Source organism: Shewanella sp. BJSY2023SW001, from assembly GCF_047314685.1.
Lineage (GTDB): Bacteria > Pseudomonadota > Gammaproteobacteria > Enterobacterales > Shewanellaceae > Shewanella > Shewanella indica.
Window position 1 is genome coordinate 48,755 of record NZ_JBKORF010000022.1, and the last position, 19,594, is coordinate 68,348.

General features: G+C 51.2%; 15 protein-coding genes and 2 tRNA genes. 16 read left to right on the forward strand and 1 reads right to left on the reverse strand.

Annotation, left to right across the window (positions count from 1 at the left end; translation table 11 throughout):
- The first annotated feature begins 41 nt into the window (after window positions 1–41).
- The 14 genes from rlmE to rpsO all read left to right on the forward strand — a co-directional run bounded on the left by rlmE (window position 42) and on the right by rpsO (window position 13,221).
- Complete coding sequence (rlmE, locus tag ACMHXH_RS05210) at window positions 42–671, forward strand: 23S rRNA (uridine(2552)-2'-O)-methyltransferase RlmE (protein WP_025009927.1); 630 nt, start codon at window positions 42–44, stop codon at window positions 669–671.
- Between the two features lie 44 nt (window positions 672–715).
- Window positions 716–2,680 (forward strand): ATP-dependent zinc metalloprotease FtsH, encoded by a 1,965-nt coding sequence (gene ftsH, locus ACMHXH_RS05215; protein ID WP_143078337.1) that lies wholly within the window; start codon window positions 716–718, stop codon window positions 2,678–2,680.
- Window positions 2,681–2,793: 113 nt separating this feature from the next.
- A complete protein-coding gene (gene folP / locus ACMHXH_RS05220) occupies window positions 2,794–3,630 on the forward strand; it encodes a dihydropteroate synthase (protein ID WP_162206778.1) in 837 nt (278 codons plus the stop codon).
- A 98-nt stretch (window positions 3,631–3,728) separates the two neighbouring features.
- Window positions 3,729–5,066, forward strand: coding sequence for a phosphoglucosamine mutase (gene glmM / locus ACMHXH_RS05225; protein WP_335908643.1), 1,338 nt, complete (start codon window positions 3,729–3,731; stop codon window positions 5,064–5,066).
- A 182-nt stretch (window positions 5,067–5,248) separates the two neighbouring features.
- Complete coding sequence (tpiA, locus tag ACMHXH_RS05230; RefSeq protein WP_039033635.1) at window positions 5,249–6,031, forward strand: triose-phosphate isomerase; 783 nt, start codon at window positions 5,249–5,251, stop codon at window positions 6,029–6,031.
- A gap of 1 nt (window position 6,032) precedes the next feature.
- Window positions 6,033–6,338, forward strand: coding sequence for a preprotein translocase subunit SecG (secG, locus tag ACMHXH_RS05235; RefSeq protein WP_039033636.1), 306 nt, complete (start codon window positions 6,033–6,035; stop codon window positions 6,336–6,338).
- Between the two features lie 10 nt (window positions 6,339–6,348).
- A tRNA-Leu gene (locus ACMHXH_RS05240) sits at window positions 6,349–6,435 on the forward strand.
- Window positions 6,436–6,517: 82 nt separating this feature from the next.
- A tRNA-Met gene (locus ACMHXH_RS05245) sits at window positions 6,518–6,594 on the forward strand.
- A gap of 174 nt (window positions 6,595–6,768) precedes the next feature.
- Window positions 6,769–7,224, forward strand: a complete 456-nt coding sequence (gene rimP / locus ACMHXH_RS05250; RefSeq protein WP_039033637.1) for a ribosome maturation factor RimP — start codon at window positions 6,769–6,771, stop codon at window positions 7,222–7,224.
- A gap of 27 nt (window positions 7,225–7,251) precedes the next feature.
- Entirely contained in the window at window positions 7,252–8,751 is a 1,500-nt protein-coding gene (gene nusA / locus ACMHXH_RS05255) for a transcription termination factor NusA (RefSeq protein WP_039033638.1), read from the forward strand.
- 24 nt (window positions 8,752–8,775) lie between these two features.
- Complete coding sequence (infB, locus tag ACMHXH_RS05260) at window positions 8,776–11,433, forward strand: translation initiation factor IF-2 (RefSeq protein ID WP_335912257.1); 2,658 nt, start codon at window positions 8,776–8,778, stop codon at window positions 11,431–11,433.
- Between the two features lie 57 nt (window positions 11,434–11,490).
- Window positions 11,491–11,904 carry a 30S ribosome-binding factor RbfA gene (gene rbfA / locus ACMHXH_RS05265; protein WP_039033640.1) on the forward strand — a complete coding sequence of 138 codons (414 nt, stop codon included), beginning with the start codon at window positions 11,491–11,493 and terminating at the stop codon, window positions 11,902–11,904.
- Window positions 11,904–12,851: a tRNA pseudouridine(55) synthase TruB gene (truB, locus tag ACMHXH_RS05270; protein WP_039033641.1), complete on the forward strand. Its 948-nt coding sequence runs from the start codon at window positions 11,904–11,906 to the stop codon at window positions 12,849–12,851. Before rbfA ends, truB begins: the two co-directional genes overlap by 1 nt.
- A gap of 100 nt (window positions 12,852–12,951) precedes the next feature.
- Window positions 12,952–13,221, forward strand: a complete 270-nt coding sequence (gene rpsO, locus ACMHXH_RS05275; RefSeq protein ID WP_039033642.1) for a 30S ribosomal protein S15 — start codon at window positions 12,952–12,954, stop codon at window positions 13,219–13,221.
- 127 nt (window positions 13,222–13,348) lie between these two features.
- Here the strand turns inward: rpsO and ACMHXH_RS05280 are convergent, their stop codons facing one another.
- Complete coding sequence (locus ACMHXH_RS05280) at window positions 13,349–15,403, reverse strand: putative bifunctional diguanylate cyclase/phosphodiesterase (RefSeq protein ID WP_039033643.1); 2,055 nt, start codon at window positions 15,401–15,403, stop codon at window positions 13,349–13,351.
- A gap of 203 nt (window positions 15,404–15,606) precedes the next feature.
- On the opposite strand from ACMHXH_RS05280, the gene pnp reads away from it, so the two are divergent.
- Together pnp and nlpI are read left to right on the forward strand one after the other, a co-directional pair.
- Window positions 15,607–17,709 (forward strand): polyribonucleotide nucleotidyltransferase, encoded by a 2,103-nt coding sequence (pnp, locus tag ACMHXH_RS05285; RefSeq protein ID WP_413737710.1) that lies wholly within the window; start codon window positions 15,607–15,609, stop codon window positions 17,707–17,709.
- A gap of 153 nt (window positions 17,710–17,862) precedes the next feature.
- On the forward strand, window positions 17,863–18,762 hold the full coding sequence (gene nlpI, locus ACMHXH_RS05290) for a lipoprotein NlpI (RefSeq protein ID WP_071475603.1): 900 nt from the start codon (window positions 17,863–17,865) through the stop codon (window positions 18,760–18,762).
- Window positions 18,763–19,594 lie beyond the last annotated feature (832 nt).

A 19,594-nucleotide genomic window follows, 5' to 3' on the forward strand; every position in this document is an offset into this window, starting at 1 on the left:
CATATAGCCCTTGTGTAACTCTCATTTGTTGCGGATTTTGAATGTCAGGTAAGAAACGTACGGCCAGTTCCACCCGTTGGATGCAGGAACACTTTGATGATCACTATGTCAAATTGGCACAAAAACGGGGGCTGCGTTCGCGGGCCGCGTTCAAGTTAGAGGAGCTGCAACAAAAAGATCAGCTGATTAAACCCGGGATGACAGTGGTTGACCTGGGGGCCGCTCCCGGAGGTTGGTCTCAGGTAGCAGCCAAGTTGGTCGGTGAAAAAGGTAAAGTGGTTGCCTGTGATATTTTACCGATGGACCCAATCGTTGGCGTCGATTTCCTTCAGGGAGACTTCCGTGAGGAAAAAGTCCTTGAGGCCTTGCTGACTCGTGTAGGGGAAGATAAGGTTGACTTGGTGCTCTCGGATATGGCGCCCAATATGAGTGGTTCAGATGGTGTGGATCAGCCCAGAGCCATGTATTTAGTGGAGTTGGCGCTGGATATGTGTCATCAGGTGTTGGCAGCCAATGGCAGTTTTGCTGTTAAAGTCTTTCAGGGGGAGGGCTTTGACGAGTATATGAAAGCAGTCAGACAAGCGTTCAAGACTGTAAAAACCCGTAAACCGGATTCCTCCAGGCCACGTTCTCGCGAGGTCTATCTGGTAGCGACAGGGTACAAGTTGTAGTACCCTGATTGAAGTAAATCTCAAGACTTTGTGAGGTTCAGTAATTGAGTGACATGGCAAAAAATTTGATTCTCTGGGTGGTCATCGCCGTGGTGCTGATGTCCGTGTTCCAGGGTTACTCCCCCTCTTCTTCGTCAGCGCAGAAGATGGATTATTCGACTTTCCTGGACGATGTTCGTAGCGGCCAAGTCAGCAACGTGGAAGTGAAAAGCGACCAACGTACGATAGAAGGCGTTAAAAAGTCCGGTGAAAAGTTCACCACCATTATGCCCTTGTATGACCAGGATCTGATCAATGACCTGGATCGTAAAGGCATCCGTATGAAAGGGCAGGAAGCCGAAGAGTCAGGATTCCTGACACAGATCTTTATCTCCTGGTTCCCCATGCTGCTGCTTATCGGGGTGTGGATCTTCTTTATGCGACAGATGCAGGGCGGTGGCGGTAAAGGCGCCATGTCCTTTGGCAAGAGTAAAGCCAAGCTGATGAGCGAAGATCAGATTAAGACCACCTTTGCCGATGTGGCCGGTTGTGATGAGGCCAAGGAAGAAGTGAAGGAGATGGTGGATTATCTGCGTGATCCCAGCAAATTCCAGAAACTCGGTGGCCGTATTCCTACCGGTGTGTTGATGGTAGGCCCTCCAGGTACAGGTAAAACCTTGCTCGCCAAGGCGATTGCCGGTGAAGCCAAGGTGCCTTTCTTTACCATCTCAGGTTCTGACTTTGTGGAAATGTTTGTCGGTGTCGGTGCCTCTCGGGTACGTGACATGTTCGAGCAGGCCAAAAAGTCGGCGCCATGTATCATCTTTATCGATGAAATCGATGCCGTTGGCCGTCAGCGTGGTGCCGGACTCGGTGGTGGTCACGATGAGCGTGAGCAAACATTGAACCAGATGCTGGTGGAAATGGACGGCTTTGAAGGTAATGAAGGTATTATCGTTATCGCCGCAACCAACCGTCCAGACGTATTGGATGCCGCGTTGCTGCGTCCCGGCCGTTTCGACCGCCAGGTTGTAGTAGGGCTGCCGGATGTTCGCGGCCGTGAGCAAATTCTTAAAGTGCACATGCGTAAAGTGCCTTTGGGTGACGATGTTAAAGCCAGTGTAATTGCCCGCGGTACGCCTGGGTTCTCTGGTGCGGATCTTGCCAACCTGGTTAACGAGGCGGCACTGTTTGCTGCTCGCGGTAATCGCCGTGTAGTGACCATGGAAGAGTTTGAGAGTGCCAAAGACAAGATCATGATGGGCGCCGAGCGCCGCTCTATGGTGATGTCTGAGTCCGAGAAAGAGATGACGGCTTACCACGAAGCCGGTCACGCGATTGTGGGTTATCTTGTACCTGAGCACGACCCTGTGCATAAGGTAACCATTATCCCTCGAGGCCGCGCCTTGGGTGTGACCTTCTTCCTGCCGGAAGCCGATGCCATCAGTGAGAGCCGCCAGAAGCTGGAGAGTAAGATCTCCGTGGCCTACGGTGGTCGACTGGCCGAAGAGATTATCTTTGGCACTGAAAAAGTCTCTACCGGTGCATCTCAGGACATTAAATATGCCACGGCCATTGCCCGTAACATGGTGACCCAATGGGGCTTCTCCGAGCGACTCGGTCCACTGCTGTATGCAGAGGAAGAGGGTGAGGTATTCCTGGGCCGCTCCATGGCCAAGTCCAAGCATATGTCTGATGAGACCGCGGCCATCATAGACTCTGAAATCAAGGCCATCATTGACCGCAACTACCAGCGAGCCAAACAACTGCTGGATGAGAATATGGACGTACTGCACGCGATGAAAGATGCGCTGATGAAGTATGAGACCATAGACTCGCGCCAGATAGAGGACCTGATGGAGCGCCGCGAAGTGCGTCCTCCGGTCGATTGGCATATGGATGACAACGGTTCTTCCAACGGTAATAACGGCAATAAAGCTGCCAAGCCTGAAGAGACTGAAGTTGAAGAGCATGAGCCGAGTGATACTGCTGCAGATTTGGGCAAACCCGGCGAGAGCCCGCTGAAATAGGCCCATTCTGAGGTTAAAGAAAACCCCGCAAGGGGTTTTCTTGTTTCTGCCGCAAGGCACAATACTAAATCCAAGAAAGATGTTCTCGCGCTTGACGCGTAAGGGAGTAATGAGTGTTTGAATTGAAGTCCGGTGCTCAGCAACTACTACTCGATGAGCCCAAGGTGATGGGGATCCTCAACGTAACCCCGGATTCGTTTTCCGATGGCGGGCGTTTTTCTTCCTTTGAACTGGCCTGCCAGCACGCCGACCAGATGGTGGCCGATGGCGCCGTGTTTATCGATATCGGCGGTGAGTCCACCCGGCCCGGTGCTGCCGATGTCAGCGTCGATGAGGAGCTTGCCCGGGTTGTCCCCCTGGTGGAGTATATTGCTGCCAAGCATCCCCAAATTTGGATCTCTTTGGATACCAGTAAAGCCGAAGTGATGCGTGCCGGTATCAATGCCGGCGCTCACCTTATCAACGACGTGCGGGCCTTGCAGGAGCCCGGCGCTCTACAAGCCGCTGCTGAGCTGCAGGTGCCTGTGTGCCTGATGCATATGCAAGGGCAGCCCAGAACCATGCAGAATGCGCCCCACTATGAGGATCTGCTCGCCGAGGTGAATGACTTCTTTGCCAAGCGTATCGAGGCCTGTATTGAAGCGGGGATCGCCAGAGAGGCAATATTGCTGGATCCGGGTTTTGGATTTGGCAAGACGCTGGAACACAATTATCATCTGCTGGCTCATTTACAAGAGCTGGCAAAATTTGATCTGCCTTTACTTATCGGACTGTCGCGAAAGAGTATGATAGGAAATCTGCTTGAGCGCAGCGTAGATAATAGATTGGCAGGCAGCCTGGCTGGCGCCATGCTGGCTGCTCAGCGGGGCGCACATATTATTCGGGTACATGATGTCGCAGAGACTTGCGATGTACTCAAGGTTATGGCTGCCAGCAAACGCTTTGGATAGGAAATGTATTTGGGATAAAAGCATTTCAAGCCAATAGGTCAGCCAACATTAGGTTTACAGTATATAGAATAGCCATTTGAAGATGGTTCTCAGTAGGAGTGAACGTGAGAAAGTTTTTTGGTACGGATGGGATCCGCGGCAAAGTCGGAGCGGGCAAGATGACCCCGGAGTTGGCTCTTAAGCTTGGCTGGGCTGCCGGTAGAGTCTTGTCCCGCAGTGGCACTCGTAAAGTGATCATAGGCAAGGATACCCGGATCTCTGGTTATCTGTTTGAGTCGGCGTTGGAAGCCGGCCTGTCTGCCGCCGGACTCAATGTGATGTTGATGGGCCCTATGCCTACGCCTGCAGTCGCCTACCTGACCCGAACTTTCCGCGCAGAGGCGGGGGTCGTTATCAGTGCATCTCACAATCCTTACTATGATAACGGTATCAAGTTTTTCTCCACAGATGGCAGCAAGCTGGATGACGAGTTGGAACTTGAGATTGAAGCCGAGCTGGAAAAGCCTCTGGTTTGTGTCGAGTCGCATCTACTGGGGAAGGTCTCCCGTATCGATGATGCCGCCGGTCGTTATATCGAATATTGCAAAGGTAACTTCCCGGCGGATCAAACCCTTGCCGGACTCAAGATAGTGGTGGACTGTGCTCACGGCGCAACCTATCACATTGCCCCCAATGTGTTCCGTGAACTGGGCGCCGAGGTAGTGACCATAGGGGATAAGCCCAATGGCATCAATATCAATGATCAAGTAGGTGCGACCTCCATGGCCAAGATCTGTGAAACCGTGGTCAGCGAAGGCGCCGATCTGGGTATCGCCCTTGACGGTGATGGCGACCGTATCATGATGGTCAATCGACAAGGTGACATTATAGACGGCGACCAGATCCTCTATATTCTTGCCTGCGACGCGCAAAAGCGCGGTATCCTCAAAGGTGGGGTTGTCGGTACTCTGATGTCCAATCTCGGGCTCGAATTGGCGCTCAAACAGCTCAATATCCCTTTTGCCCGTTCCAAGGTCGGTGACCGCTATGTAATGGAACTGCTGAAAGAGAAAGATTGGCGCATAGGGGGGGAAAACTCAGGTCATATCCTCAATCTGGACCATGGCACGACTGGAGATGGTATAGTTGCAGGTATTCTTGTGCTGGCGGCCATGCGTCGTCACAACGCCTCACTGGAAGAGTTGACCGAGTCGATGCAGATGTTGCCCCAGGTCCTTATTAATGTTCGCTTTGAAGGCAACTCAGATCCGCTGGCGTCGCAACTGGTACAAGATGCCCAGACTCAGGTTGAGTCGCAACTTGGCGAGCGTGGCCGGGTACTGCTGCGTAAATCCGGAACCGAACCTTTGATTCGGGTAATGGTGGAAGGGGATGATGAAGCCTTGGTGCGCGCCCATGCCGAAACCATAGCCGCTGCAGTCAAACAAGCGGTTTAAACTGGCATTCTTTAGCTTAATTAAAGTAAAATTAATAACTTAAGCTGGAATTGTGAGCGATTTACTGAGTGTGAGCATAAAAAGTAGCCGAACACACAGTAAATCGCAAAAATTCCGTAATCAGGTATTGTAAGTTAATAAGTGGTTCGCTATTATTCACGCCGCTTTCAGAGGAGATGGTGATGGCACTCAGACGTCCAATGGTAGCAGGTAACTGGAAAATGAATGGCAGTGCGCAGTTAGCACAAGAGCTGTTCAAGAAGTTTGCCAGCAAGCTACATAATGATTCTGTTGAAGTGGTTTTATGCCCACCAGCGATTTACCTGGAAAGCGTAAGGCAACTGCTCGAAGCTAACAAAGAAACCCTGAATGGTTCTCTGGTTAGAATGGGGGCTCAAAACCTGAGTCAGCACGATTTTGGTGCTTACACTGGTGAAACCTCAGGGCGGATGCTGAAAGATGCCGGTTGTCGTTATGTGATAATTGGTCACTCGGAACGCCGCCGTATGTACGGTGAGACGAGTAACATAGTGGCAGAGAAATTTGCTGCTGCTCAAAAGCACGGTCTGACTCCGATACTTTGTGTTGGTGAATCTGGCCCGGCTCGTGAGGCAAGACGTACCTTCGAGGTGCTTGCCGAGGAGCTTGATGTGGTAATCGAAAAGAACGGTACCATGGCTTTTGATAATGCGATCATCGCCTATGAGCCCCTTTGGGCTGTAGGGACAGGTAAGAGCGCAACACCGGAGCAGGCACAAGAAGTTCACGCGTTTATACGCAATCGCCTCTCTGAAGTGTCCCCTTATATTGGGGAAAACATCAGGATCTTGTACGGCGGCAGCGTCACACCGAGTAATGCTGCAGATTTATTCGCCCAACCTGATGTGGATGGTGGACTGATAGGCGGTGCTAGCTTAAACTCTACCGAATTCTTGAGTTTATGTTCAATAGCAATGAGCGCTTAATATGAAAGAAGTACTGATGGTTATTTACTTGTTGGTAGCTTTGGGTCTGGTTGGACTCATTCTTATCCAGCAAGGGAAAGGGGCTGACATGGGCGCATCTTTTGGTGCCGGTGCTTCAGGAACCCTGTTCGGTTCAGCAGGTTCAGGTAACTTTCTGACTCGGACAACGGCGATTCTCGCTATCGCGTTTTTCACTCTAAGCCTGGTTATTGGCAATATGAGTGCACACCACGTGAAGCAGGATACCAACATATTGGGGCCTGAAGTAGAACAGACCCAACAGTCTGAGACTAAAATTCCAGACTAATACCGAATATGCCGAGGTGGTGAAATTGGTAGACGCGCAGCCTTGAGGTGGCTGTGACCTAACGGTCGTGCGGGTTCAAGTCCCGCTCTCGGCACCAATCTTTAACTGAGTTAATCGATATGAAATTTTTCTCAGTTATTGCAAGTAAAAGCTGAAATCAGTAAACTTGCAGCAGTTGACGCGGGGTGGAGCAGCTTGGTAGCTCGTCGGGCTCATAACCCGAAGGTCGTCGGTTCAAATCCGGCCCCCGCAACCAGCTCCCAGTGATGAATTAAGCTGATAGATAATTCATCCTGTTTACAGGTTCTTGAACATAATGACCTCGTGATTACGGGGTTTTTTGTTATCTGGGACTTTTAAATTTGCTGCCTTTTACGGCAGCTCAATACTGGGGCTATTAATAGCCCTTTTTTGTTTTTCGGGGGTTACCTTGGCAACATTAGAATCCAGACTCACAGAAATGCTTACTCCGGCAGTGGAAGGCCTCGGCTACCAGCTCTGGGGTATTGAATTTGTTAAGGCCGGCAAGCATTCAATCTTGCGGCTCTTTATTGACGGTGAGAACGGCATTAATATTGAAGATTGTGCCAATGCCAGTCGTCAGGCGAGCGCCATTCTGGATGTCGAGGACCCAATCACTTCCGAATACACACTGGAAGTCTCCTCTCCCGGTCTCGATAGGCCGCTGTTCACCTCTGAGCAATATGGTATGTACCTTGGAGAGGAAGCAAAGATTCAACTGACTATGCCGGTGGCGGGTAGTCGTAACTTAAAAGGTACCATCACTAAGGTGGAAGGGCAGATGCTCACCCTGACAGTGGATGGAAAAGACTTGATTATTGCCTTGGATAACATCCGTAAAGGCAACCTGATCGCTAAGTTTTGATGGTTTCAAGGTGAACGAGGCAAGACGATGAATAAAGATATTTTGCTGGTCGCTGAAGCGGTTTCCAACGAAAAGGCTGTACCGCGCGAAAAGATTTTCGAGGCGCTCGAAATTGCGCTGGCTACCGCAACCAAGAAAAAGTATGAAGGCGATATCGATGTTCGTGTTGCCATAGATCGCAAAACCGGCGATTACGAGACTTTCCGTCGCTGGTTGGTGGTTGATGATAACGGTGAAGCGTTGGAAAACCCTTACCGTGAAATCACTCTGGAAGCGGCTCGTTATGAGAACCCTGAGATCCAGCCTGGTGAGTTCATTGAAGATGAAATCGATTCGGTACAATTTGACCGTATTACTACTCAAACCGCCAAGCAGGTAATAGTACAGAAAGTTCGTGAGGCCGAGCGCGCCCAAATCGTCGAGCAGTTTATCGACAAAGAAGGTGAGTTGGTTACCGGTGTGGTCAAAAAGAGCAACCGCGACAGCGTAGTAGTTGATCTCGGCAATAACGCCGATGGCGTGCTGTTCAAAGAAGACCTGATCTCCCGTGAGACTTTCCGTCCTGGTGACCGGGTACGCTCCCTGCTGTATGCTGTGCGTCCTGAGGCACGTGGTGCTCAGTTGTTCCTGACCCGCACCAAGCCAGAGATGTTGATCGAATTGTTCCGTGTTGAAGTACCGGAAATTGCCGATGAGATGATCGAAGTGATGGGCGCCGCCCGTGACCCAGGTTCACGGGCCAAGATCGCCGTGAAATCAAACGATCGTCGTATCGACCCTATCGGGGCTTGCGTCGGTATGCGCGGTGCCCGGGTGCAGGCTGTATCCAATGAACTTGGTGGCGAGCGTGTTGACATAGTGCTGTGGGACGATAACCCGGCACAATTTGTTATCAACGCCATGGCACCGGCCGATGTGGCCTCAATTATTGTTGACGAAGATAACCACTCAATGGATATCGCCGTCGAAGCCGATAGTCTGGCACAAGCTATCGGCCGCAATGGTCAAAACGTTCGTTTGGCGACACAGCTGACAGGCTGGGTACTGAACGTGATGACAGTGGAAGACATGAACAAGAAACATCAGGCCGAAAGCGCCAAAGTGATGGAGCTGTTCGTGGGTGCGTTGGATGTGGACGAAGATTTCGCCCAGGTGCTGGCCGACGAAGGATTCACCTCTCTGGAAGAGGTGGCTTATGTTCCTGTTTCCGAGCTGTTGGCCATCGAAGGATTTGATGAGGACATAGTTGCTGCATTGCGTGAGCGCGCCAAGGCTGCCTTGTCTACCCGTGCACTGGCATCCGAAGAAGCACTGGATGGTGCCGAACCTAGCGAAGAGTTGTTGTCCATGCCTGGAATGGAGCGCCACCTGGCGTACGTTCTGGCAAGTATGGGTGTGATAACTCTGGAAGATTTAGCCGAGCAAGGCATTGACGATTTGATCGAAATTGAAGAATTGACAGAAGAAAAAGCAGGTGAGCTCATCATGGCAGCCCGCAACATCTGTTGGTTTGGCGAAGAAGCATAGTCGATCAACAGGGGGATTTAACTGATGGCAGAGACAACAGTAGAGAAACTGTCCACTGAAGTGGGAAAAAGCGTAGACCGATTGATCGAGCAGTTTTCCAAGGCCGGTATCAAGAAAGGCAAGGATGACAGTGTCACCGAGGCCGAGAAACAGCAACTGCTGGACTACCTGAAAAAACAACATGGTGCGGACAGTGCGCCCACCAAGATGACATTACAGCGTAAAACCGTATCGACTCTGAGTGTTGCCGGCAGCGGCGGCCAGTCCAAAGACGTCAAAGTCGAAGTACGCAAGAAACGCACCTTTGTGAAGCGTGACCCGGCCGAATTGGCCCGTCAGGCGGAAGAGCAGGCCCGCGCCGAAGCCGAAGCCAAAGCTCAGGCAGAAGCCGAAGCGAAAGTCAAGGCAGAAGCTGAAGCCAAGGCCAAGGCAGAAGCCGAAGCGAAAGCCAAGGCGGAAGCTGAAGCCAAAGCCAAGGCTAAAGTGGCTCAGGATGCCGGAAAAGCCAAAGAAGAGGTTAAGGCCGATCCCAAGACCAGCGCTGAGCAGGAAGCTGCCCGTGTTGAGGCCGAGCGTCTGAAAGCGGCTCAGGCTGAAGCAGTTAAGCGCAAGGCCGATGAAGAAGCCGCCCGTGCGGCAGCCGAAGCCCGTCGCCTGGCTGAAGAGAATGAAAAACGCTGGGCCGAAGAAGAGCGCCAGCGTCTTGAAGCCGAGAAGCGCAGCGATCACCATATCACCACCTCCAAAGTGGCCCGCGCCGCCGAAGATACCAGTGATATGGATGAAGAGAAGCGTGGTCGTCGTTCACGTCACAAGAGTGCCGGTAAGAAACGTACCAAGGACTCCCGTGACGGTCGTGAGCGCAACATCCGCAATCGTGCGCCTCAAGCCATGAGCCATGGCTTCAATAAGCCGGTTGCTGCGGTAAACCGCGATGTACGCATAGGTGAAACCATTACTGTGGCCGAACTGGCGCAGAAGATGGCCATCAAAGCCACTGAAATCATCAAGACCATGATGAAGATGGGCTCTATGGTGACCATTAACCAGGTACTGGATCAGGAAACTGCCCAACTGGTTGCCGAGGAGATGGGTCACAAGGTTGTGCTTATCCGTGAAAACGAGCTGGAACATCAGGTTCTGGCTGACCGTGACGGTGAAGATGTCAAACTGGAGCCTCGTGCGCCGGTTGTGACCATCATGGGTCACGTTGACCACGGTAAGACTTCGCTGCTTGACTATATCCGTCGCACTAAAGTCGCGGCCGGTGAGGCCGGTGGTATTACCCAGCATATCGGTGCCTACCATGTAGAAACTGATAACGGCATGATCACCTTCCTGGATACTCCTGGCCACGCCGCGTTTACCGCTATGCGTGCCCGTGGTGCCAAGGCCACAGATATCGTGATTCTGGTGGTGGCTGCCGATGATGGCGTAATGCCTCAGACTATTGAAGCTATCCAGCATGCCAAGGCCGGCGGTGTACCGCTGATCGTGGCAGTGAACAAGATGGATAAGCCTGAAGCCGATGTCGATCGCGTCAAGAGTGAACTGTCCCAGCACGGCGTGATGTCGGAAGATTGGGGCGGCGACAACATGTTCGTGTTTGTCTCTGCCAAGACAGGTATGGGCGTGGACGAGCTGCTGGAAGGTATCTTGCTGCAAGCTGAAATCCTCGAACTCAAGGCTGTACGTGACGGCATGGCCGCCGGTGTGGTTGTTGAGTCTCAGCTGGACAAGGGCCGCGGTCCTGTTGCTACCATCCTGGTTCAGGAAGGTACTCTGCGTCAGGGCGATATCGTTCTGTGTGGTCTGGAGTACGGTAAGATCCGTGCCATGAAAGATGAAAACGGCAAGAACATCACTGAAGCCGGTCCGTCGATTCCGGTTGAAATCCTGGGTCTGTCCGGGGTGCCTTCTGCCGGTGACGAAGCGACAGTTGTTCGAGACGAGCGTAAGGCCCGTGAAGTTGCCCTGTATCGTCAGGGTAAGTTCCGCGACATCAAGCTGGCGCGTCAGCAGAAGTCCAAGCTGGAAAACATGTTTGCCAACATGACCGAAGGCGAAGTGAAAGAGCTGAATATCGTGCTCAAGTCTGACGTACAGGGTTCTTTGGAAGCCATCGTCGACTCGCTGACTCGTCTGTCTACCGAAGAAGTGAAAGTGAACATCATCGCCAGTGGCGTGGGTGCACTGACCGAGACAGATGCGACTCTGGCCGCAGCGTCCAACGCCATCATGGTGGGCTTCAACGTCCGTGCTGACGCTCAGGCTCGTAAGACCATCGAAAGTGAGAGTGTGGATCTGCGTTACTACAGCGTGATCTACGACCTCATCGACGAAGTCAAGTCGGCCATGAGCGGTATGCTTTCTCCTGAATTCAAGCAGGAGATCATTGGTCTGGCTGAAGTGCGAGATGTGTTCAAGTCGCCTAAACTGGGTGCAATCGCCGGCTGTATGGTGACCGAAGGTATCGTTAAGCGCAGCGCACCTATCCGGGTTCTGCGTGAGAACGTGGTTATCTATGAAGGTGAGCTTGAGTCTCTGCGTCGCTTTAAAGATGACGTTAGCGAAGTTCGCAATGGCATGGAATGTGGTATCGGCGTGAAGAACTACAATGATGTTCGCGTAGGCGACCAGATTGAGGTGTTCGAAACCGTCGAGGTTGCCCGTACCCTGTAACGACAACATCGAAAAGGGCGGCTGAGGCCGCCCTTGTTGATTTTGGGGAAGAATACTATGGCAAAAGAATTTAGTCGTACCCGGCGTATCGCCCAGCAACTGCAACAGGAACTGGCGCAGGTACTGCAGCGTGATATGAAAGATCCTCGTGTAGGCATGGTCACAGTCAACGACGTGGAAGTCTCACGGGATCTGAGTTATGCAAAAGTGTATGTCACCTTCTTTGAAGAAGACCCGGTTAAGGTTGATGAGAAGCTGGCTGCACTCAACAAGGCAGCGCCTTATGCCCGCACCCTGGTTGCCGGCAGAATGAAGCTTAGGGTGATGCCTGAACTGAAATTTGTCTATGACAAGTCTCTGGTCGAGGGGATGAGAATGTCCAACCTGGTAACCGAGGTTATTAATAAGGACAAGGCCAAGCAGCAAACCTTTGGCACCGAATCTCAAGACAAGGATGAGGAAAACAACTGATGGCGCGTCGTCCCAAAGGCCGTTTGGTCGATGGTATCGTCCTGTTGGATAAAGACACAGGCATGAGCTCCAACTTTGCCCTGCAAAGGGTAAAGCGGATCTACAATGCCGCCAAGGCTGGCCATACCGGCGCGCTGGATCCACTGGCGACCGGGATGCTGCCCATCTGCCTTGGCGAAGCTACCAAGTTTTCCCAGCACCTGTTGGATGCCGATAAACGTTATCTGGTGACTGCCAAGCTTGGGCAGCGCACTGATACCAGCGATTCAGATGGTGAAGTGGTGCAAACCCGGCCGGTTGAGTTTTCCATGGCCCAACTGGAACAGGCGCTGGAGCATTTTCGTGGTGATAGCATGCAGGTGCCTTCCATGTACTCGGCGCTCAAGTATCAGGGTCAGCCCTTGTACAAGTACGCCCGGGAAGGTAAAGAGGTGCCTCGGGAAGCCAGGCCTATTCACGTCTATGAGCTCAAGTTCATCTCTTGGGAGAATGACGAGCTGACGCTGGATATTCACTGTTCCAAGGGCACTTACATTCGTACTATCGTAGATGACTTGGGTGAAATGCTTGGTTGTGGCGCCCATGTGATCATGTTGCGTCGTACTCAGGTGGCGGGTTATCCCTATGAACGCATGGTTAGTCTGGCACAGCTCGAAGCCTTGCTGGAACAGGCCATGACCGAAGAGCGGGTGCCTTCCGAGCTATTGGACCCTTTGCTGCTTCCCATGGATACGGCGGTTGCCGACCTTCCAGAGTGCAATGTCCCCGATGCCATGGCCGGATATCTGCTTAATGGTAACCCGGTGCGGGTTGCTAAGTTGGAAGCCGATACTCTGGTGCGGATCACCTTGGGTGACAGCAAACGCTTTATTGGTGTCGGCATGATGAATGACGATGGTTTGCTGGCTCCCAAGCGTTTGGTAGTGTTGCCTGAGGCAAAAAGCTGAGCTTGACTTGCGATCTACAGCCCTTGGGGTTATTATGTCGCGCCCTTGGCTGAGTTAGTGATCGGCTGGGGAAACTATCAAGACTATTTTGGAGAGACACATGTCACTAAGTACTGAAGCGAAAGCGAAAATCCTGGCTGAGTTCGGCCGTGGCGAAAACGATAGCGGTTCTACTGAAGTTCAGGTTGCGCTGTTGACTGCTCAGATCAACCACCTGCAAGGCCACTTTAAAGAACACACTCACGATCACCACTCACGTCGTGGTCTGCTGCGTATGGTTAGTTCTCGTCGTAAGCTGCTGGCTTACCTGAAGCGTACCGACGTTGCTCGTTATACCGCTCTGATCCAGAAGCTGGGTCTGCGTCGCTAATCGCGAACTGTACCAAAAGAAGAGGAGGCCCAGGCCTCCTTTTTTTGTGTCTGCAATTTTAGGGAAGCGTATTTTAGCTCGTCCCTTTTCACTTAATGTCAGTCCTCTAAAACCGATTGATTACAATTCAGCTCAGTTGGCCATCCAATTTGAGGATCCTGGCAGTATGGGGGGCTATGTATTTAGCTTCAAACTCCTCCAGTGACAGCGGCTGACTGAAATAAAAGCCTTGACCTATGGCGCAATGATTTTGCTTCAGCCATTCAAGTTGCTGCTCGTTCTCAATGCCTTCAGCGACAATTTTCAGATCCAATTGTCGCCCCAGCATCAGAATGGTGGAAGCTATTGCGCTCTCTTGCGGAAGATCGGTCACAAAACAACGGTCAATCTTCATGGTGGTGATTGGCAGGTGTCTTAGGTAAGAGAGGGATGAGTAACCCGTGCCGAAGTCGTCGACGGCAATACCAAAGCCTGCCGATTTAAGCTGTTCAAGCTTGCTGATCGCCAGCTCAATGTCATTCATCAATGAGGTCTCGGTGATCTCCACCTCCAACAGTTCGGGCCTTATTTGATAGCGCAGGGCCATCTGTTTGATATCCGGTACCAGGCTGGCGTCGGCAAACTGTTGTGAAGCGACATTGACAGCGATTGGAGGACTGAAGTTATAGCGTTTTTGCCAGCGCCGCAGTACCCGGCAGCTTTGCTCTATGACCCAGCGGCCAATAGGAATGATGATCCCGGTTTCTTCGGCAACCGGAATAAAGGACATGGGGCTTATCAAACGGCCGTCTTTTTGCCAGCGGATCAGTGCCTCACATCCCACCAGTTCACCGGTCTCGATATTAACTTTTGGTTGAAAGTGCAGCAGAAATTCGTTGTTGCGAATGGCATCGTGCAGCGAGGCTTCGGTGCGCAGTCTCACCGCCGCCCGCTCTGTCATCTGCTGCTTGAAGAAGGCCCATTGGTTAGAACCGGCTGCCTTGGCGCTGTACATGGCGATATCGGCGTGACGAATAAGATCTTCGGCACTCAGGCCATCTTCGGGATAGATGGAGATGCCTATGGATGCGGCCGGGTGAATGGTATGTTCATTGAGTTGCACCGGGGTGTTGAGCTGGATTAACAGCTTGTCTACAAAGTCGGCCGCCTGAGTTGGTGATTGAATCTCATCGGCCAGGATCACAAATTCATCCCCACCGAGACGGGCTACAGTTCCCTTGTCTCCGACCACCCGTTCCAGAATCCGGGCAATTCTTGCCAGAAACTGGTCACCCACCGCATGCCCCAGTGAGTCGTTGACGTTTTTGAATCTATCGAGGTCGATAAACAGCAGGCTGAAGTTGCGTTTATGTACCCGGGCACGCTGAATGGCAACGGCTATAGTTTCCAATAACAAGGTACGGTTGGGCAGGCCGGTGAGAGGGTCCCGGGTCGCCATTTTGCGCAGCTTGCTTTGGGTCTGGCTGAATTGTTTAAGGATCTGATTGAATTTGGAGGTTACCAGTCCCAATTCGTCATCTTTGTGGTTGGCTGATACCGGCAGCATGTTTTCATCCGGTGACTCAGGGTCAATTTTGTCTATTGCTTCACTGATCCGGGCGATGGGTTGGGTCAGGAAACGGTGGAACACTATGGACAGCACCAGTGTCAGAAACAACGCCCTGGCCAGGGTGGCGGCAAAACTGAACTGCAGTTGGCTGATCAGGCTTTGGGTCAACTCTCGGGTATCATAATTGATGGTGAGCGTGCCTATCAGTTGCTCTTTTTCCGCGCCTTCAAAATAAAAAGGACGTTGCAGTGGCCTTGATATCTGCTTGAGATCGCCAAACAGTTTGAGACTCAAATGTCCAAAAGTATCAGAAGGCTCAGGACGGCTGCTGCCGAGATTGACGAATAGGGAGTTGTCATCCAGGGTGATCCTGGCTGAACCGACATGCTCCACTTTCATCACGCCTTCCATTGTCTGACGCGCCAAATTGTCATCCAATGCCCAGACCGCATTGGCGGCCGGTTGTTCAACTGAGTCGAGTAACTCTTGTTGACTACTGAGCAACGATTGCCTTTCTGTGGTCACTACAATCAAAATTTCAATGATAAAAATAGCAACGGCAAAGAAAAGAGCTGTGAAAACCACCAGATTGGTTTGCTTCCAGGTGAGCGACTTGAACCTGGCGGTATTCATCTGCCTTTTCCTGCTATTATGGGGGCGAATTCTATATTCAAGGCTAGTCCAATTCGGTAGCAATGCAGCAACATGTGATTGATATAGTCCACTTTAGAAAAAAGAAGCGTCTTTGTCATCATCTGGCACTCTTTATCTATTCTAGAGGTTTGCAGTATACTTACGCGCGAAATTCAAGGTTATTAAATTAAGGAATGGGTCAAGTGAATCCAATTGTAAAAAGTTTTGAGTATGGTCAACACACAGTCACTCTGGAAACAGGGGTTATTGCACGCCAAGCCGATGCAGCCGTTCTGGCCAGCATGGGCGATACTACAGTTCTGGTGACTGTGGTTGGCAAGAAAGAAGCAGACCCAAGCCGTGACTTCTTCCCGCTGACTGTTAACTATCAGGAAAAGACTTACGCAGCCGGTAAGATCCCTGGTGGTTTCTTCAAGCGTGAAGGTCGACCATCCGAAGATGAAACACTGATCGCCCGCCTGATTGACCGTCCTATCCGTCCACTGTTCCCTGATGGTTTTACCAACGAAGTTCAAGTGATCATCACTGTGGTTTCTGTTGATCCACAGATCGAGCCAGACATCGTGGCCATGATAGGTACTTCTGCTGCTTTGGCTATTTCCGGTATTCCATTCAATGGTCCTCTGGGTGCGGCACGTGTCGGTTACATCAATGGCGAATATGTGCTGAACCCTGGTGCAGAGCAGCGTGAAAACAGCCAGCTGGATCTGGTTGTTGCCGGTACCCAGAGCGCCGTGCTTATGGTGGAATCTGAAGCCAAGGCCCTGCCTGAAGAAGTGATGCTGGGCGCCGTGGTATACGGTCACGAGCAGCAGCAGGTAGTGGTTAATGCCATCAATGAACTCAAGGCCGAAGCCGGTAAGCCTGCTTGGGACTGGACTGCTCCTGTTGCCAATGAAGAGCTGGTTGCCAAGGTTAAGGCGCTGGCAGAGGAAGGTCTTACCGCCGCTTACCAGATCATCGCCAAGCATGAGCGCCGCGATGCGGTAGTTGAAGTCAAGAAAGCTGCTATTGAAAAGCTGCTCGAGGAAAACCCTGAACTGGATCAGCGTGAGCTGGACGGCCTGCTGGGTAGCCTGGAGAAGAAAGTGGTTCGTAGTCGTATCATCAAAGGTATGCCTCGTATCGACGGTCGTGAGCCTGATATGGTACGTGCCCTGTCTGTGATGGCCGGCGTGCTGCCACGTACTCACGGTAGCGCCCTGTTCACCCGTGGTGAAACTCAGGCTCTGGTGACCTGTACTCTGGGTACCGAGCGTGATGCACAGAAGATTGACTCCATCATGGGCGAGCGTACCAACCGCTTCATGTTGCACTATAATTTCCCTCCATACTCTGTTGGTGAAACCGGCATGGTGGGTTCACCCAAGCGTCGTGAAATCGGTCACGGTAAGCTGGCATGGCGTGGTATCAACGCCGTAATGCCTTCTGCTGAAGAATTCCCATACAGCGTGCGCGTAGTATCTGAAATTACTGAATCCAACGGCTCCAGCTCTATGGCGTCTGTGTGTGGTACTTCTCTGGCGCTGATGGATGCCGGTGTACCTATCAAGACTTCAGTTGCCGGTATCGCCATGGGTTTGGTGAAAGAAAGTGATGATTTCGTCGTATTGTCTGACATTCTGGGTGATGAAGATCATCTGGGTGATATGGACTTTAAAGTGGCTGGTACCCGTGATGGTGTAACCGCACTGCAGATGGATATCAAGATTGAAGGTATCACCAAAGAGATCATGGAAATTGCACTGCAGCAAGCCTATGGTGCTCGTGTGCATATCCTTAATGTGATGGACCAGGCCATTGGCTCTGCCCGTGACGATATCTCTGACCACGCTCCACGTATCACTACCATCAAGATCAACCCTGAGAAGATCCGTGAAGTGATAGGTAAGGGCGGTGCAACTATCCGCGCGCTGACCGAAGAGACTGGTACTACCATTGAGCTGGAAGACGATGGCACTGTAAAGATTGCTTCAAGCAATGCCGACGCCACCAAGGAAGCTATCCGCCGCATTGAAGAGATCACCTCTGAAGTGGAAGTGGGTCGCATCTACAAGGGTAAAGTTATCCGCATCGTTGACTTCGGTGCCTTCGTTAACATACTGCCCGGTAAAGATGGTCTGGTACACATCTCTCAAATCGCTGAAGAGCGTGTGGCCAACGTATCCGACTACCTGCAACTGAATCAGGAAGTTGCCGTTAAGGTAATGGAAGTGGATCGTCAGGGCCGTGTACGTCTGTCTATCAAGGAAGCACAACAAGCCGCTCCAGAAGCTGCCGAGTAAGCTTTCATTGCATGAGAAAAGGAGACCTTAGGGTCTCCTTTTTTATGGTTAAAACTTAAATTATCTTGGATTTGCCACCGCAGGCGGATAGCGTAGGTACGGCTGTATTGCTATGATTGAGCCTGCATTGGGATATGACAAAGGATGGATTGAATGAGTTTTAATCTGCGCGCCGCTGTGTTTTCTGTACTGGCCGGAGCCAGTTTGCTGACTTCGGGATGCGCTTCCCTGCCGGCGTCTGAAGCCAACAGTGAATTGTTGGTTGCCCCTGTTTTGCCGGACTATAAGTTGGAAGTCACTCTGGCAAAACTCAATGAAATCCTGGCCAGGGCTGAACTCACTACCGAGCAACGGGCTCGTTTTCATTATGACCGCGGCGTTATATACGACAGCGTGGGCTTGAGGATCTTGGCTCGCATCGATTTTCATCAGGCGTTGAAACTGCAACCCAACTTAGCTGATGCCTATAACTTCCTCGGTATTTATTACACTCAGGAGGGGGAGTTTGAGAGCGCTTATGAGGCCTTTGATGCGGTTCTTGAGTTGTCTCCTGAATATGATTATGCCTTCCTCAATCGTGGTATTGCACTTTACTATGGCGAGCGCAAACAGCTGGCTGCCAAAGACATGGAAAGCTTTTATCTCAAGGATGAAAGTGATGGTTACCGGGCGCTGTGGTTATATCTGATCGAATATGAGCTCTCCCCCCAGGAAGCGCTGGCAAGGTTGCAGTTTAATCGTACCCGTTTGGATGACAATGCCTGGGCGACAGTGTTGGTCGACTATTACCTGGGAGCGGTTGATGAATCTCGGGTGTTTGCCATGGCCAAGAGCGGCCTGACTCACCCCAAAGAGTATGCAGAGCGCTTGTGTGAAACCTACTTTTATCTGGCTAAGGTGGCGGCCGAACAAGGCGATAAAGATAAGGCTGCTGATTATCTGCGCCTGGCATTGGCCACCAATATCTATGATTTTGTCGAGCACAGATATGCCCGAATGGAACTGGCATTGCTGGAGCAAACGCCGGAACCTGTGCAACAGACGGCTAACTGATCTACCTTTATCTGACAATCAAAGGCCTTGCCTAGCCAAGGCCTGAGTGAGGCGCTATAATTTGCGCCTTTTTCAAGCGTCATAAGTGTACGGAAGAACATGTCAGGTATTAAAGTCGAAGTGGACAAGCGCCGCACCTTCGCCATCATTTCTCACCCTGATGCCGTCCAGCCTTTCAACGCTTAAAATCACCTTTCATTGCACACCACAATCACATCTCTACGTACTGAATTTAAAGGCTTTTTGTCTTTTTCTCGTTTCTTTGCTTTTCAATGATGTTCAAGCGTAACCTCGGAAAGTGTGTACAAACTTGAGTACAAATTCCGTTTTAGAGGCCTTTTGCGAAAATTCCATGACACAAACCTGGCTGTAGGCCTTGTGGTTACTGGGTTTGGCGTAAAAAGTACTACCGTTAAAAAGAGTCTCTTTTTTTGGTAAATGTTTTCTTCTGTACCAAATTACAAAATTTAATGAGGGAGTTTATTGTTGGTGTGATTTTTGCTTTAGTATTTGTTTTTGAAGATGCTTGAAGCGAACCAATACGGTTATTTCTAATTGAGATATCAGACTTACCTTCAAATTTAGTTGCTGTTTACACCATCATTTTGCACTTGTTTTTCGACTTGTGTGTACAAAATTTCCTGTAACTGTGTACAAACTTCCTCTTTGTTGCACTTATCTTCTGGCGATTTGACGCGAGTTCTTCTGTAGCCCTTGCTGTATAAGGGCTGAGCTACAAAAGTACTTAGGGAGTTTGATGCGTCAGTTGGCGATTATCAGCGAGAGTATCGCTCTTTTGTCGATGACAAAAATCTCCTTCTACTTATATGTA

Excerpts from the sequence above, each read along its gene's own strand:
- rlmE (WP_025009927.1), top strand. The coding sequence starts at position 42 with ATGTCAGGTAAGAAACGTACGGCCAGTTCCACCCGTTGGATGCAGGAA.
- nusA (WP_039033638.1), top strand. The coding sequence starts at position 7,252 with ATGAATAAAGATATTTTGCTGGTCGCTGAAGCGGTTTCCAACGAAAAG.
- rpsO (WP_039033642.1), top strand. The coding sequence starts at position 12,952 with ATGTCACTAAGTACTGAAGCGAAAGCGAAAATCCTGGCTGAGTTCGGC.
- secG (WP_039033636.1), top strand. The coding sequence starts at position 6,033 with ATGAAAGAAGTACTGATGGTTATTTACTTGTTGGTAGCTTTGGGTCTG.
- truB (WP_039033641.1), top strand. The coding sequence starts at position 11,904 with ATGGCGCGTCGTCCCAAAGGCCGTTTGGTCGATGGTATCGTCCTGTTG.
- rbfA (WP_039033640.1), top strand. The coding sequence starts at position 11,491 with ATGGCAAAAGAATTTAGTCGTACCCGGCGTATCGCCCAGCAACTGCAA.
- nlpI (WP_071475603.1), top strand. The coding sequence starts at position 17,863 with ATGAGTTTTAATCTGCGCGCCGCTGTGTTTTCTGTACTGGCCGGAGCC.
- tpiA (WP_039033635.1), top strand. The coding sequence starts at position 5,249 with ATGGCACTCAGACGTCCAATGGTAGCAGGTAACTGGAAAATGAATGGC.
- infB (WP_335912257.1), top strand. The coding sequence starts at position 8,776 with ATGGCAGAGACAACAGTAGAGAAACTGTCCACTGAAGTGGGAAAAAGC.
- ACMHXH_RS05280 (WP_039033643.1), bottom strand. The coding sequence starts at position 15,403 with ATGAATACCGCCAGGTTCAAGTCGCTCACCTGGAAGCAAACCAATCTG.